Source organism: Pseudopedobacter sp. (genome assembly GCF_040392825.1).
Taxonomy (GTDB): Bacteria; Bacteroidota; Bacteroidia; order Sphingobacteriales; family Sphingobacteriaceae; genus Pseudopedobacter.
Genome location: NZ_JBEBVH010000016.1, coordinates 12,881 through 28,691, shown reverse-complemented (window position 1 = coordinate 28,691; position 15,811 = coordinate 12,881). Strand labels below are relative to the sequence as shown.

10 protein-coding genes are annotated in these 15,811 nt (G+C 35.4%); 4 read left to right on the top strand and 6 right to left on the bottom strand.

Annotated features, from left to right (window positions below; genetic code table 11):
- Positions 1–163 precede the first annotated feature (163 nt).
- Together ggt and ABWO41_RS02280 are read left to right on the top strand one after the other, a co-directional pair.
- Complete coding sequence (gene ggt / locus ABWO41_RS02285; RefSeq protein ID WP_353132797.1) at positions 164–1,849, top strand: gamma-glutamyltransferase; 1,686 nt, start codon at positions 164–166, stop codon at positions 1,847–1,849.
- A gap of 203 nt (positions 1,850–2,052) precedes the next feature.
- Positions 2,053–5,580 (top strand): T9SS type B sorting domain-containing protein, encoded by a 3,528-nt coding sequence (locus ABWO41_RS02280; RefSeq protein WP_353132794.1) that lies wholly within the window; start codon positions 2,053–2,055, stop codon positions 5,578–5,580.
- Positions 5,581–5,800: 220 nt separating this feature from the next.
- On the opposite strand, the gene ABWO41_RS02275 is transcribed toward ABWO41_RS02280, so the two are convergent.
- The gene (locus ABWO41_RS02275; protein ID WP_353132791.1) at positions 5,801–6,805 is read right to left on the bottom strand and encodes a PorP/SprF family type IX secretion system membrane protein; all 1,005 of its coding nucleotides are present in this window, start codon (positions 6,803–6,805) and stop codon (positions 5,801–5,803) included.
- Between the two features lie 378 nt (positions 6,806–7,183).
- Here ABWO41_RS02275 and dnaK point away from each other — a divergent pair, with 378 nt between their 5' ends.
- Positions 7,184–9,103, top strand: a complete 1,920-nt coding sequence (gene dnaK, locus ABWO41_RS02270) for a molecular chaperone DnaK (RefSeq protein WP_353132788.1) — start codon at positions 7,184–7,186, stop codon at positions 9,101–9,103.
- A gap of 51 nt (positions 9,104–9,154) precedes the next feature.
- On the opposite strand, the gene ABWO41_RS02265 is transcribed toward dnaK, so the two are convergent.
- Entirely contained in the window at positions 9,155–11,014 is a 1,860-nt protein-coding gene (locus ABWO41_RS02265; RefSeq protein ID WP_353132785.1) for an AsmA family protein, read from the bottom strand.
- Positions 11,015–11,118: 104 nt separating this feature from the next.
- Between ABWO41_RS02265 and ABWO41_RS02260 the strand changes: the two genes are divergently transcribed.
- Entirely contained in the window at positions 11,119–11,934 is an 816-nt protein-coding gene (locus ABWO41_RS02260; RefSeq protein WP_353132782.1) for an alpha/beta hydrolase, read from the top strand.
- Positions 11,935–12,202: 268 nt separating this feature from the next.
- Here the strand turns inward: ABWO41_RS02260 and bcp are convergent, their stop codons facing one another.
- From bcp to ABWO41_RS02240, 4 genes are all read right to left on the bottom strand, one after another.
- The gene (gene bcp, locus ABWO41_RS02255; protein WP_353132779.1) at positions 12,203–12,667 is read right to left on the bottom strand and encodes a thioredoxin-dependent thiol peroxidase; all 465 of its coding nucleotides are present in this window, start codon (positions 12,665–12,667) and stop codon (positions 12,203–12,205) included.
- A gap of 8 nt (positions 12,668–12,675) precedes the next feature.
- A complete protein-coding gene (locus ABWO41_RS02250) occupies positions 12,676–14,394 on the bottom strand; it encodes a M23 family metallopeptidase (protein WP_353132776.1) in 1,719 nt (572 codons plus the stop codon).
- A 7-nt stretch (positions 14,395–14,401) separates the two neighbouring features.
- A complete protein-coding gene (locus ABWO41_RS02245; RefSeq protein WP_353132773.1) occupies positions 14,402–15,013 on the bottom strand; it encodes a fumarylacetoacetate hydrolase family protein in 612 nt (203 codons plus the stop codon).
- A gap of 117 nt (positions 15,014–15,130) precedes the next feature.
- A complete protein-coding gene (locus ABWO41_RS02240) occupies positions 15,131–15,682 on the bottom strand; it encodes a T9SS type A sorting domain-containing protein (RefSeq protein WP_353132770.1) in 552 nt (183 codons plus the stop codon).
- Positions 15,683–15,811 lie beyond the last annotated feature (129 nt).

Below are 15,811 nucleotides of genomic sequence, written 5' to 3'. Positions count from 1 at the left end.
TTATTGGAATATGATGTAGCTCGCTTTGTGGCTGATGCAGAAGCAATTTATTCTTATGAAGGAACAAAAGAAATTAACTCTTTAATTGTTGGTAGAGCTATTACCGGGTTTAGTGCTTTTGTTTAATATTGATTTTTAAATTGATGAAATACAAATAAATTCAATGAGAAAATTTTTTTGCATATTATTAATTGTAACAGTATCCTATCAACAGTTAATATGCGCACAACAATCGGAAAAAACAACCTACTATAAAAACGGAGTAGTCGTATCGGCACATCCTGCAGCATCAAAAGTTGGCCTTGAAATATTAAAAAAAGGAGGAAATGCTATTGATGCTGCAGTGGCGGTACAGTTTGCTTTGGCTGTAGTATATCCAAATGCGGGAAATATTGGCGGTGGTGGTTTTTTGGTGTACCGAGATAATAGGGGTAATATAAATGCTTTGGACTATCGAGAGAAAGCACCGTTAAAAGCACATAGAGATATGTATCTGGATAAATCGGGCAATCCGATAAAAGACAAAAGTCTTTATGGGCATTTAGCGCCGGGCGTTCCGGGTACTGTAGATGGAATGGTAAGAGCACATAAAGAATATGGGAAGCTGAGCTGGAAAGAGCTGGTAGAGCCCTCGGTTGATTTGGCAAAGAACGGATTCCCAATTACTGCACAGCAGGCAAAAGAGCTAAACGAGATAAAAGCATCGCTAAAACAATTTAATCCTTTGGGGACAGCATTGGTGAAAGAAACGGAATGGAAAGCCGGGGATTTACTGATTCAGACAGAACTGGCTAATACTTTTATGCAGATAAGAGATAAAGGTAGAGCAGGTTTTTACGAAGGTGAAGTTGCAGATTATATTGTTGCGGAAATGAAGCGAGGAAGCGGTTTAATCACCAAAAGAGACCTTTTCGAATATCAATCAGCGTGGAGAAAACCTGTTACAGGAATGTATAAAGGATATAAGATCATTACTATGCCACCACCATCAAGCGGAGGAATTGCGCTGGTACAATTGTTAAATGCAGTTGCTCCTTATCCCATTTCAAAATGGGGACATAATCGGGATTCTACTGTAAGGCTGATTGTAGAGGCAGAAAGAAGGGTTTATGCAGACCGTTCTGAATATTTAGGTGACCCCGATTTTTATACTGTACCTAAAGAACAATTGCTGAATTATGCTTATCAGCAGAAAAGAATGGAAACATTTTCGTGGGATTATGCTACAGCAAGTTCGGCAGTAAAACCAGGAAGGTTGGTAGGAAAGGAGAGCGAAGAAACTACTCATTACTCTATTGTGGATGCAGATGGAAATGCTGTTTCTGTAACAACTACTATTAATCTGGCTTATGGGTCAAAAGTGGTGGTAAAAGGAGCAGGATTCTTGCTCAATAACGAAATGGACGATTTTTCCGTTAAGCCCGGTAGCCCTAATGCTTTTGGAGTAACAGGGGGTATTGCAAATGCTATAGCACCCGGAAAAAGAATGTTAAGTTCTATGACGCCGACTATTATAGAAAAGGACAAGAAATTATATATGGTAGTAGGAACACCCGGAGGGTCAACCATTATCACTTCTGTATTCCAGACAATTTTAAACGTACTGGAATTTGGTCAGGACATGCAACAGGCTGTAACTTCAAAACGTTTTCACCATCAATGGCTCCCAGATACAGTTTTTACAGAAAAAGATGTATTTGATGTTGAAACAAAAATTAAGTTGCAGCAAAAAGGCTATCAGCTAACACATCGTGGAAATATCGGGCGTGTAGATGCTATATTAAAAACAGAAAATGGATACCAGGGAGGTGCAGATCCCAGAGGTGATGATACAGTCGCAGGTTATTAGGTCTTTATTGTATCAGGTGAAGGGTATTCAGATAAAATGTCTTTTATTATACTATCCGTCGAATTAGCCGGTATCTGAAATCAAATCATTTTCGTTGGTTATTGTCTTAATTTATGAGTATAAATATTTCTGTTTAACTTAACCATTGCATTGCATATATTTAAGTTTTTAAGTAAAATTGTATTTATTATATATAAGTAGCAATGTACCGTAAACTCTTATTAGCAGTTTTTCTTTTTATATTAAATGTATCCCAGTCATTTTCTGAAACTTTTGTTGTTACAAGTAAAGAAGATAGTGGTGCAGGAACATTGAGAGATGCACTTCAAAAAGCAGAATTGAACGGTACAGCTCAGACTGATTACATAAATTTTAATCTTCCCGGAGATGGTAGTGATCTTAATAATAGAACTATACGCTTAAGAAGCCAGTTGCCACGAGTTTCATCCAGAGTAATTATTGACGGCAGCACACAAAGTAATTGGGCTAAATTAGGTGTATCCGGCGCAAGAATTATTATTGAACCAGAATTTACTCCTGCAAATTTCTCGGGTCTGATTATTGGTTCTTATCTATCTGGCACTTATACCGAAACAGCAGATATAGAAATATATGGCTTGTTTATCAGAAATTTCGCGAATATTGTCAATTTGCAAACAATAAACAATAGCCAGGGCTCCGGTATTGTTATAGATTACCGTGTAAATAACGTCACTATAGGTACTCCCGGAAAAGGTAACGTGATAGCCGGTAACGTGAACGGGATAGTTATAAGAAATACTTCATATTATACCAATAACCCTGACTTAGCTAACATCAAAATTCAATCTAATCTGATAGGTGTAATGGATAATGGTACTTCACCACGTTCTAATTTTAATGGTATTATCGCAGATCTTTACGATACCAATCTTAATATCGGAGGCGACCAGTCCGACGAAGGAAATACTATTGCAGCTAATGCCATAAATATTCAGATTAACAGGTCAAATGGTTTCACAAATCTTACCCGACCTTCCGTTAACATTATTAAAAATAACATAGGAACCAACTATGACGGGACTATCGATTATAAAGCACTTCCCATATTTAATCAATCTTCTTCTATAGAAATGTATGGGATAAGAGTTAATGGCCAGATTGATATTAATATTCTTAAAAATATAATTTCTGGTCAACGGAGTTGGGCAATTTCTATTTCCAACGCATCCTTCCTAATCACTGAAAATAAAATTGGAACAGGTAGCTTGGATACGAAAAATCTATCAAATAATGGTGGTATTTCAATAGCTACAAATGCCCAGGGAACAATTGGAGGTACAGCAGATGCTGACGCGAATATTATTGGTTATAATAGATTTGGCATAGAAACTACATCTTCCTTCCCTATAAAAATTACCAGAAATAGTATGTTTTGTAATGAAGTATTTGCCATAGGAAAAGCATCGGTAGCACAGCAGGCGTATATTCAGGTACTTAAAATACGTACAGATCATATTTCTGGTAAAGCCAGCCCTAATTCAGAAGTAGAACTTTTCTATATAGACGAGAACTGCACATTAGGCAAATGTCAGGGTAAAACCTATTTTGCTACTGTAAGAGCGGGGAATGATGGCCGATGGTCTTATGATGGAATGCTTAACGGAAAAGTAACTGCTACTGCTAGTCTACCTACTGCCGTTACTTCTCCATTTTCCACTGGGGGGCTTTTAATTAATGAAGCAGTGGTTACTCCCGTAACTTGTAAAGGCGATGGTAGCATTACAATATCGGAAGAAAGAGAAGGAATTACTTTTAACTGGTATAAAATAGAGAATGATGGTTCTGCGGGATTTTTAAGTAATAACCAATCTATAGCCGATTTGTCTGTAGGTACCTATGAATTAAAAATATCTGATGGATGCAGTGAAATAACTCATCAATTTTCTATTACGGACCAGAAACTTACAAAACCCATAGTAAACGCACCTGTACCGGTTTGTGGACAGGTGATTTTCTCTTTTGCAGCTACTACATTAAGAGGAAAAGGAACAATAAGATATGACTGGGTTGATAATACCGGTGCAGTTGTCAAGTCTGGTCAAAACGTTAGCATGCCAGAAGGAACTTATAGAGCAAGAGTTACAGATGATGCTGGCTGTGTAGAATTCTCAGACCCGGTTACTATAGTAAAAAGACCAACACCAGTTATCAATACTGGTAACATGAAGGCAACTGCTGCCGCATGTGGTTTCAGTGATGGTAGTATTAAAGGAATTGTGGTTACTCCAGGAGTTGGTACAGTAACTTATAAATGGTTTACTTATAATAATCTAACTGGCCAGCAGGGAACCACTGTAGTTAGTGAAGCTTTAGATTTGGAAAATGTAGAAAGTGGGTATTATATATTACAAGTGACAGATCAGGGAGATTGTTCTCCTGTAAAGAGCAATCCATTATTTATTTCTATTTATAATTCCGTAAAGATTAGCGGGGGAATTATTACTCCAGTAACTTGTAATAAAACAGTAGGAGCAATTTCTAACATTACTATTACAGAAGCAAACACATTCGAATGGTTCGGTCCAAATAATCAAAGTATATTAACGGGGCCTTATTCTTCCGGAATGACATTAGAGTTAAAAGACCAGGCACCAGGAACTTACAGGCTTGTAGCAAAAAATAATATTACAGGGTGTGAAAGTTCAATGTCTTTTATCATTAACCAAATTCCTCCACAAGTCTATAGTCTTACACCTTCAAGAAATGCAGCTACCTGCGGACTAAATAATGGAAGTATTACGCTTAATTATACATCTGCATTTCCTATTCGTTTTGAGTGGAGAAATGAATCTGGAGATTTACTGTCAGGAACCAATAAAGAGCTTAAAGATCTGGCTCCGGGACAATATACTTTTTATGCTTATGATATTAATAACTGTGAGACTGTTTTTGGTCCATACAATATAGAAGATACTCCCCTACTAAAGATTGTTCCTGCAAGTGCAAAGGTTATTGACGACGGTTGTACCTTAAAAAGAGGATCTGTTATAGGGATAGAAGTAATTGGAGGTGTTCCGGCTTATAATTATAAATGGATCAACGAGGCTGGCGAAGCTGTACAATATACCAGAGATCTTATCAATGTAGGTGCAGGAAAATATCGTTTGGTTGCTACCGACAGGACAAGCTGCGGCACTTTCACCAGTGAAGAATATACAGTAAACGATTACCCTTTTCCTTTAGCGGCACCTGTGATTAATGATATGCGGGTGTGTTATGCTACAGAAATTATGCTGAAAGTAATAGGTCCTGAAGAAGGCACCTACCAGCTTTTTAAAGATACTCTGGCAAATCCAATATTGGAAAGTGATAATGGTACAATTCTGTTTAAGGTAGCTAAATCTGGAGATTATCTGTTAAGGCGTAAATTGGGAAGCTGTGTAAGTGATTTTAGTCCCTGGCACATAGAGGTTACAAATGATAATCTGGATATTATGAATACCATGTCGCCTAATGGAGATTACAAGAATGATAGATGGACGATTATGGGTTTACCAGAGAACACAGATATTTTAATACAAATATATAGCAGGGAAGGGCAGCTAGTTTATGAATCTATTGGTTCGTACGACAAACCTTTTGATGGAACCTTTAGAGGAAAAGAACTACCAGCCGGAGTTTATTATTATAAAATTGATCTAAGAGCAGATTGTGTGCCTTTGGCGGGTAGTCTAACCTTATTGAGGTAAATAGAAGTTGTTTCATTCAATCTGGTATTGATAGGAATATTTTAAAAAAGTCTTGTTTTAGGTTGTTAAAGCAAGACATTCAAAGCTCCCTTAGGCGATGTGATAGCAGGTGATTTTTTGCTATTTTATTTGTTAATTGTATAATGATTTTTTACCTCTACCTACTTTTATAAAGATCTTTTGGTGAAAAATTGAAGGGCAATTAATTTAGATTATCTACTTAAAATTGTGCACAACTTACCTCATTCCGGTTATTGAGTAAAATCCCCAATACGATTTCATGAGTATTACTATGGACACTCCTTAGTCTTGATACATTGACATCGTAAGAATAACTAAGATTTATCAAAGAGAGTACATTGAAACCCGCAAGTAAAGAATAAGAATCACTGTTCCTAAAACCAGCACCTAACCAAACTATATCTCTAAAAGCCATCTTTAAATTTGCATCTAATGTTAATGGAGACATAGAAGAGTAACTTATAAGTGAAGACGGGATTAAAGCAATATCATCCATTAAAAAGAACTTATAGCCTATTGTACCATAAAAATGCGCGTTCTGATATAATAACGTTTTTTGTTCATAATTCTGAATTTTTACTCTATTTCCTAATAATTGTCTGGCAGAAAGGCCTATAAAATATCTTGGTCCATAAAGCCATAATCCGGCACCAAGATCAGGTCTTATCCTGTTATTGTAATCAGCCGCAAGCAAAGGATCTGAAGTATCTGTAACTTTTACATTTTCTACATCAATATTTAAAGAAGAAAAACCTGCGGATACACCTAAAGAAAGATTTAACTCTTGTGAAAGGCCAATATGATAAGCATATGTCGCATTGACATTTGTTTGCCTTATGCGCCCAGCTTTGTCCGAGAGCGCATGAAAACCAACTCCATGATGAGGGTCTGCAGCAGTGTAATTATTTACATAAGACCGGCTCATTGGATTTTCGCCCTGACTTCCAAAAGAATTTACAGACCTTCTTATGTATTCGTTACCTACAGGTGCATGAAAAGAAACATAACTTGTCACTGGGGCACCCTCGAGCCCACTCCATTGCTGCCTGTATCCCATCTTTAAATCCATGTAGCTCTCTACGCCAGTTATAGCCGGATTAATCAAATAATTATTAAAGATATATTGGGTAGATCTGGGCGGGGCTTGTGCTAAGCAAACCAGGCTTATCGTCCAAAACGAGAAAAGACAAAGAAATAATTTCATTTATTAAAACAACAATAATAGTAACAAATAATCAGAAAAAGCAAATTTTATTAATTGTATTTAAAGATACACAAGAGCATTCATTTATTAAACTAATACTTCATTCAAAGTGTTAATAATTACAGGTCGCTTTTAAGATTATCTATTAACATATTATAATGAATGTCGTTATTTTTGAATATGTGTTTTAAAATTAACTAACTGGTCTGTTAGTTAATAAGGTAATCTGACAACCTGTCATTTTAAAAGACAGTATTTTGTCTCGTATTACAGGAAGATTACTGACAGATTTAATGAAATGCTGTCAAAATTCTATTGGCATAGGCATTGATAATAGATTATTGTTCAAAAAAATGTTAAATAAAATTTATATATCATATGTCTAAAATTATTGGTATCGACTTAGGAACAACAAACTCATGCGTTTCTGTAATGGAAGGAAATGAGCCTGTTGTTATCACTAACAGCGAAGGTAAGCGTACTACTCCATCAATAGTGGCTTTTGTTGAAGGTGGCGAGCGCAAAGTAGGTGATCCTGCAAAACGTCAAGCAATTACTAACCCAACAAAGACAATATACTCTGTAAAACGTTTTATGGGAAGCAGCTATGATGAAGTTTCAAGCGAGATTTCACGCGTTCCGTATAAAGTAGTAAAAGGAGATAATAACACTCCAAGAATTGAAATAGATGACCGTAAATATACTCCACAGGAAATTTCAGCAATGATTCTTCAAAAAATGAAGAAAACAGCAGAAGATTTTCTGGGCACCGAAGTTTCAGAAGCAGTTATCACAGTCCCTGCATATTTCAATGACGCACAGCGTCAGGCAACAAAAGAAGCAGGTGAAATTGCTGGTTTAAAAGTAAGAAGAATCATTAATGAGCCTACAGCTGCGGCTTTGGCTTACGGTTTGGATAAGGCACACAAAGACATGAAAATTGTTGTGTTTGACTGTGGTGGTGGTACTCATGACGTTTCTGTTTTAGAATTAGGAGATGGTGTGTTTGAAGTAAAATCTACCGAAGGTGATACACACTTGGGTGGTGACGACTTCGATCAGGTAATTATCGATTGGTTGGCAGAAGAGTTCAAAAGCGAAAACGGTGGATTCGATTTAACAAAGGATCCAATGGCATTACAACGCTTAAAAGAAGCTGCTGAGAAAGCTAAAGTAGAGCTATCTTCTACAACTTCTACAGAGATTAACTTACCATACATCACTGCAGATGCAACTGGCCCTAAACACTTGGTACGCACTTTATCTAAAGCTAAATTCGAAAGTTTAGCTGCAAATTTAATAGAGAGAACAATTGCTCCTTGTAAATCTGCATTGAAAAATGCTGGTTTATCAGTATCAGATATAGATGAAATTATCTTAGTAGGTGGTTCTACCCGTATTCCGGCTATTCAGGAAGCAGTAGAAAAATTCTTCGGAAAAGCACCTTCTAAAGGTGTTAATCCGGATGAGGTAGTTGCAATTGGAGCTGCTATACAGGGTGGTGTTTTAACCGGAGAGGTTAAAGATGTATTATTGTTGGATGTTACTCCGCTTTCTTTAGGTATTGAGACTATGGGTGGGGTAATGACAAAATTGATAGAAGCTAATACAACTATCCCAACTAAGAAATCAGAAACGTTCTCTACAGCTTCAGATAATCAACCTTCTGTTGAGATTCATATCATACAAGGTGAACGCCCGATGGCGAAAGACAATAGAACGATTGGTCGTTTCCATTTAGATGGTATTCCGCCAGCACCAAGAGGAGTTCCTCAAATCGAAGTAACTTTTGATATTGATGCGAATGGTATCATCAAAGTATCTGCTAAAGATAAAGCAACAGGTAAAGAGCAAAATATCAGAATTGAAGCTTCTTCGGGCTTATCTCAGGAAGAAATCGATAAAATGAAACAAGAAGCAGAAGCAAATGCTGAGTCAGATAAAAAAGCAAAAGAAGAGGCCGAAAAAATTAACGGAGCGGATGCTTTAATCTTCTCAACAGAAAAGCAGTTGAAAGAATACGGTGACAAAATTTCTGCCGATAAAAAATCAGCTATAGAAGATGCTTTGAAAGCATTGAAAGATGCACATGCTGCTCGTAATTTTGCAGATATAGATGCTAAATCTGAAGCGTTGAACCAAGCCTGGGCTGCAGCATCTGAAGAGATGTATAAAGCCGGAGCTGGCGCAGACGGTCAGGCACAACAACAAGATCCTAATGCTGGTCAGCAAGGCAATGGCCAAGCTGCAGGTGGTGCAGACGACGTAACTGATGTAGATTTTGAAGAAGTAAAATAATTCAAATAATTAATCATAAAAAATCCTGGTATAATTTATACCAGGATTTTTTTATTTTATGCTATCTGTCTGGTTGGCTTTTTCTGTTTCTTTGGCAGCCTTTTCCAGTTTTCTTTCCTGGCGCCTTTCTTCCCTTCTTTCTTTCCTTTCGTGGAGCTTCTCTTTAATCATTTGAATATCGCCCTTGAAACCTTCTACTGCATTTCCAATAGTTTTAGCGGTATTTTTTAATGATTTTTCTTTTTCCCTGCTTACACCCACACTTTCTTTAATGCCAGTAAATAGGGACTTCCATAAGAAACTGAAAAAAGATGCTTCTGCAGGTCTGTTAAAATAAATATTACCTTTTGTGAATTGACCACGACTGTCTGGATTTTGTTGTTGAATGACAAATACACTGGCCAATGCAGAAGCAAAACCCTGTTTTTTGAGTTCTCCCTTCTCGTCGCGTTTCAAAACATTTACTTTTAAATCTTTGTAATAAAAGAACATGGAGCCTCGGGCTATATTTTGGTTAGCTTTAACATTAAAACTTAGTTTATCAATCTGAGCAGATATAATCTCGGCCATTCCCAAAGGTTTTACAATTTTATTGATTAGTTTTCCGTCGAAAGCGCCTATCTCTCCGTTGTAGTCAAATTCGCCAATCTTACTGTTCATATAAAATGTCATATTTAGCTGTAAGGGCGCTTTTCCAAAAATTTTTGATCTAAGGTCTGCTTTCATCTTGGCATTTTGACTCAAAGCTTTTTTGTCATTAACTACATTTTTTATAGTACCATTGGTTTTTAAGAATTCTATCTTTCCAACCTGTCTGCTTTTTTTGTCGAATTCACTATAGCTTATATCGACATCTTTGAGCTGAAGTTGGTCTATTTTCATGTCCAAAGCTAACTTAAGCAGCTGTTGATGAGGAAACTTTCCGGTCTTATTTTTGATGATTTTTCGATAAGCATTATTATTATAAACATCAATACTGGCATTGTTAATAGACAAGTTTTTTGCATATAATTTTTGCCTGTTAAGAAATAAGTCAAAATCAACATTGCTTATATTTATTTCATTAAAAGTCAAATCATAACGGTCTTGTGCATGGCCAAGTTTTTTATGAAATTCTTTTTTGCTCAAACGTGGCTCAAGCCTTACCTTTTTTAAGCTCAATAAATTTTTAGCCGTAGAAAAGTTTAAATTTTCCAGTTTAACAAAATATAAGCTGTCTGGAGTAGCAATATGATAATCCTTAATATTTATTACCACATCTTTAGTATAATAGACTCTGGATTTATCTAATGCTGCATTTGAATCGATCTGAATATCTGTTATAGTTATGTCCAGATTTTTTAAGGCAGTTCTTTTTTCTTCAGGATTACTTCGGTTTACAAAAGCAAAATTTATATCTCTTAACTCCACCTTTTGCACTCTGATGTCTTTAAAAATATCTTTTATAAGTTGATGCAGCGGTCTGTCATCTTTCTTTTTAACAGAAATGGTATCATTATAGTCCCTTCTATTGTTATAAATTGTTAATTTAGGCTTATTAATAATAATATCGGCGACTTTTAATTCTTTGCTGGTTACTGCTTCTTTTGCATTTGCATTTTTTATTACCAATGCAGAGACTTCCAATTCATATAAATTATCTGGAGCCGATTGGTTTGCATCTAGTCGTTTATAAACTTCCGGATTGGGTATTAATTTAAAACGGGTAAGTTTCAAATTACCATTTACAGGATGAATGTCTAATGTTTTATATTCTATTCTATATAAACTATCAGAAGAATTAATAACGGCATTTTTAAGTTGTCTTTCCAAAATAGGTCTCCAGTTATTGGTCAAATATCTGGTTACGGCGAAGAACCCTATTGTGACGACAACGGCGAACCCTAAAATCCAAAATAATAGTTTTTTCATATATAGCGTAAGATGTTAGCTTTTTTATATTTATAATGTTAAAACAGGAAAGAATGTTTTAAATTTAGATTTTCACAACAACGTTATTTTTTAAGAATTTAGAAATGAGGAAATTTTTATTGTCATGTATTGCATTAACGATAAGCGTTATATCGCATCGGTCCTTTGCGGCTTCAGTAGACACTGTAGAAACTTTCAGTTCAGCAATGAACAAAAAGATAAAAGCAGTTGTAGTTACTCCGGATAATTATAAATCACAAAAGCAGTTCCCCGTTATTTATTTACTGCATGGGCATGGGGGAAATTATGCCGGTTGGATTAAGGGTGTACCTGCAATAAAGGATTTAAGCGATCAGCATCAATTAATTTTTGTTTGTCCGGATGGAAATGTTTCCAGTTGGTATTTTGACAGTCCTTTATTACCGGAATGGAAGTATGAAACATATGTTGCTACAGAGCTTGTAAATTGGATAGACTCTAAATATAAAACCATTAAAGACAGAAATGGCCGGGGAATAACAGGTTTAAGTATGGGTGGTCATGGCGCATTATACTTAGCAATAAAACATCAGGATGTTTTTGGAATTGCCGGAAGTATGAGCGGGGGAGTAGATTTTAGACCTTTTCCTAAAAACTGGAAGATTGCAGAAAAATTGGGTGAATACGCGACCCATAGTAAAAATTGGGATGATAACACCGTCATTAATATGGTTTCCCAAATTAAGCCTGGACTTAAATTAATGATAGATTGTGGTGTGGATGACTTTTTCTATCAGGTGAACGAAGCACTGCATGCTGTCCTTTTAGCCAATAAAGTACCTCATGATTATGTTGTTAAACCAGGTAAGCATAATTGGGACTATTGGAAAGAGGCTATTTACTATCAAACTTTATTTATGAACAGAAACTTTGTTAGATAAAAAGGGAAAAAAGCTGATCAAAAAGCTCTAACCATATCCCGGGAAGTCGCATTAGCGACAAGATAAGGATAAAATAGTTTGTTTGTTATGCTTCTCCCGACCAGTTGGGGAGAAGCATCTCATTATCGAGCAACATCTTACATGTAAGTTTCTCTACAGTCAGAATGGCACAAGAGGTTTAATCCTCCATTATTTTGTCTTCTGTATACCTTGACACTTATGCGAAAATATTCGGAATCATGGAAATGATGCGATTTAGATAGCTTTTTTAATTGCTTAAAGCTTCTAGCAACTGTTCGGAAGCATTTTTAGTATCTACTTTTTTAATGATTTTTTCAATCATACCCTTTTCGTTTATCACAAAAGTTCTTCGATTGGTTCCCATATAGGTTTTTCCGTACATATTCTTTTCGCCCCAAACACCATATTTTTCCACAATATCTTTGTCAACATCAGCTAACAAAGTGAAAGGCAAGTTGAATTTCTCTTCAAATTTTTTGTGAGAATCTTCATCGTCTACACTTACTCCAATGATTTCGAACCCATGTTTTTTAAGCATTTGGTAGTTGTCTCTGAAATCACAAGCTTCTGCCGTACAGCCGGGAGTGTTATCTTTAGGGTAGAAATAAAGAACAACGCGTTTTCCAAGGTAGTCGTTAAGAGATACCTGTTTCCCATTTTGGTCTTTTGATGTAAATAGAGGAGCTTTGTCCCCTTCTTTTAATTCTTCCATGGTCTTTATTATTTTAAGAAGTTGTACTCTACAGTCCGGGTATTGTTTTTTAAATCTGTAACAACAACTTTAAATGTATGTTTTCCTTTTATATGCTTTTCAAAAGTATGCCAGATTGTAGCCGTTCTGGGTTCGTATTCCATTAACACCCATTCTCCATCAATATAGCCATTAAAACTCTTAATACCCGATAAATTATCGGAAATTTTAAAAGATACCCGGCTGGCAGCAGCTAAATTGGAACCGTCTGTAATATTTACAGGACTAATTCTAGGCGCAATAGTGTCTGCTCTTAGTGAAAATTTGTCTAGTGAGCGTGGGAAGGCTTTAATGTAACCATTAAAAAATTCGCCACCCTGCGAAGCACCTGCAGAATTTACCACAACTAATTTATCTTTAAAAGATAAATATTCAGGGGCAACTTTGATTTGTAATTCGAAGGCAGCGTGTATGGGAGTAAGTCGATTGTGTATTTGATGATAATCAGATAAAGCACTTCCAGACTTTGGAGTTTTTGAATAAATGAAATCCAAATCATCATACAATATTCCTTTAGGGAAATTTACGATAATTTCTTCATTTTCAAATTTGTTATCTTTCAGGTAGTTGAAGTATTTACCTCTAATAGCAGTCTTTTCCGGTATGCTATTGGAAACGGATTTGATGTTGAACTTAAGTGTAGATTCGTTGCCGCTATAGTCCCTAAGAATATATTGTACTTCGTGTACTTCCTGATCTTTTAACTCAATCATCCCATAATTAATCATGTTCTTATAGAAAGAAGTTTTTGCTCCCGGTAAAGCAAACCCTTTTTCAATAACTCTTCCCAGACTAAATTTTGCCGGATAATCTATATATGCATTTACAGAACGGGTATGATCGAAGTACAGTTGGTCAATCACGGTCTCGAATATATTTACACCATCCAATAAAATTCGTGTATTAAATAAGCCGTTTTTATTGGCATTTCCACTAAACATATCATAAGCACTTATACCAAACGCAAATCTGCTATTTACGGTTAACGGAGTAGCTTGTGTAAGTTTATAGTTTCCATTGTTTCCGGTTATTGGAATAAGTTGTTTCTTAGTCTTTTCACTAAAAGGATCGTCGTTTAAAGTATATAAATAAAGGCTGTTGATTACTGGTTTTATATTGTCTTCAACTTTTATCCCAAACAATAATGGATTAATTGTTTGTTCTGTTTTGGTATTTCTAATCTCGAAATGTAAATGTGGGCCTCCGGAACTACCGCTATTACCAGAATAAGCAATAATATCTCCTTTTTTAACAGGTATTTCTATAGGTGTTAAAGGGAAATCTACTGCAAAACTTTGTAATTTATATTGATGATTTTTTAAGAAAAGGGAAATCGTCGGATTGAATTTCTGTAAATGTGCATATACGCTTGTAGTACCGTTAGGATGGTCTACATAAAGGGCATAGCCAAATCCGCCAATTTGAACCCGTATTCTGGAAATATAACCATCGGCTACTGCATAAACAGGATATCCCTCTCTCTGATTAGTTTTGATGTCGAGCCCAGAGTGAAAGTGGTTTGTTCTTATCTCTCCAAAAGAACCGGACAGGTTAAGTTTAATATCTAATGGATGTAAATAATAGTTCTTCGGAATAGTATTAAAGTCCAGTTCCTGAGCAAATACAATATTTGTGAAAAACAAAGACGATATTAAAACAATGCGATACAGACTTTTTATTAGCAACATATTAATACTACTTAATTTCAAAATTCAAAAACTCCCGATCTTCAATGAAACCAACAAGTTTGTCTCCAATATTGATTTTACCAACACCGGGAGGAGTGCCGGTAAAAATCAAATCTCCTTTTTTTAGTGTAATGTATTGAGAAACAAAAGCAATAATTTCATCGAAGGAGAAAAGCATATTTTTTGTGTTGCCTTGTTGCTTTAATTCGCCATTAATAGATAAAGAGAAATTAAGATCCTGTAGATTTTTAAAATCAGAAATTGGAACGAAATCGCTTACAGGAGCAGAATTGTCAAAGCCTTTGGCAAGTTCCCAGGGTAAACCTTTAGATTTTAATTCAGTTTGTAAATCACGGGCTGTAAAATCGATTCCCAAACCAATCTCTTCGTAGTATTTACTTGCAAATTTTGGCGCAATATGTTTCCCCTCTTTAGCAATTTTTAAAACCAGTTCTATTTCGTAATGGATGTCAGAAGAAAATTCAGGATAGTAAAAAGGCCGGTTGTTTTTTGATACAGCTGTGTCGGGTTTTATAAATATAACGGGTTTGTCGGGGATAGGATTGTTTAGCTCTTTTGCATGTTCGCTATAATTTCTTCCTATTGCAATTACTTTCATTATTTTAGTTCATTAGTTAAAACAGTCGTTAGTCACTAATTATAAGATGCTAACGCTCAAAAAATAAAAAGCCTTACTATATTAACAGTAAGGCTTTACAAATATTTTAAATAAATCTTATAAAACCGATATTCTTTTAATAATAGATTCAGACCCTGTAACAATTCGAACAAAATAGAGGCCACTGTTTAATTTAGTGGTCAAATTAAATGTGTTTAATTGATCTCCTGCACTTACTTTTTGAGATAGTAAAGTAGCCACTTCATTGCCCAACACATCCAAAATTTTTATAGTTACTATATTCTCTTTTGCCAGTGTGTATGATAAATTAATCTGAGTGGAAACAGGATTAGGATAGATTTTTACATTATCTATCGGTTTCTGATTTTGAGCATCAAGAGAAATGTTATTTTTCGCGGTATTGTTAACCGGAAGTTTTGTCAGTGATGACGAAGCTTTTACAGCAGACATTTTTAACATAAAAGACTCAAAATCCTTATTAAGCACTTTAACATCAAATTTAGGTCTGTTAGGTCTGCTATCTTTTAAATAGAGTGTTTTAGTAGTGTCTTTTAGAATAGGACTAACAGCAATAGCACCTATATTTGCTACCTGTAGCACAGCAAATATAACGATACTCCAAAATGGTATTTGATAGTTGTTTTTCATATTCTTTATACAAAAATATAAATAATATGCCAAGAAAATAAAAACAATTATTGAACAATTATACTTTTTAACAATAATTAACGTTGTTGTGAGAATCCTACTGATCAGTAAATCTGTTATTGATTATTT

Excerpts from the sequence above, each read along its gene's own strand:
- ggt (WP_353132797.1), top strand. The coding sequence starts at position 164 with ATGAGAAAATTTTTTTGCATATTATTAATTGTAACAGTATCCTATCAA.
- ABWO41_RS02280 (WP_353132794.1), top strand. The coding sequence starts at position 2,053 with ATGTACCGTAAACTCTTATTAGCAGTTTTTCTTTTTATATTAAATGTA.
- ABWO41_RS02275 (WP_353132791.1), bottom strand. The coding sequence starts at position 6,805 with ATGAAATTATTTCTTTGTCTTTTCTCGTTTTGGACGATAAGCCTGGTT.
- dnaK (WP_353132788.1), top strand. The coding sequence starts at position 7,184 with ATGTCTAAAATTATTGGTATCGACTTAGGAACAACAAACTCATGCGTT.
- ABWO41_RS02265 (WP_353132785.1), bottom strand. The coding sequence starts at position 11,014 with ATGAAAAAACTATTATTTTGGATTTTAGGGTTCGCCGTTGTCGTCACA.
- ABWO41_RS02260 (WP_353132782.1), top strand. The coding sequence starts at position 11,119 with ATGAGGAAATTTTTATTGTCATGTATTGCATTAACGATAAGCGTTATA.
- bcp (WP_353132779.1), bottom strand. The coding sequence starts at position 12,667 with ATGGAAGAATTAAAAGAAGGGGACAAAGCTCCTCTATTTACATCAAAA.
- ABWO41_RS02250 (WP_353132776.1), bottom strand. The coding sequence starts at position 14,394 with ATGTTGCTAATAAAAAGTCTGTATCGCATTGTTTTAATATCGTCTTTG.
- ABWO41_RS02245 (WP_353132773.1), bottom strand. The coding sequence starts at position 15,013 with ATGAAAGTAATTGCAATAGGAAGAAATTATAGCGAACATGCAAAAGAG.
- ABWO41_RS02240 (WP_353132770.1), bottom strand. The coding sequence starts at position 15,682 with ATGAAAAACAACTATCAAATACCATTTTGGAGTATCGTTATATTTGCT.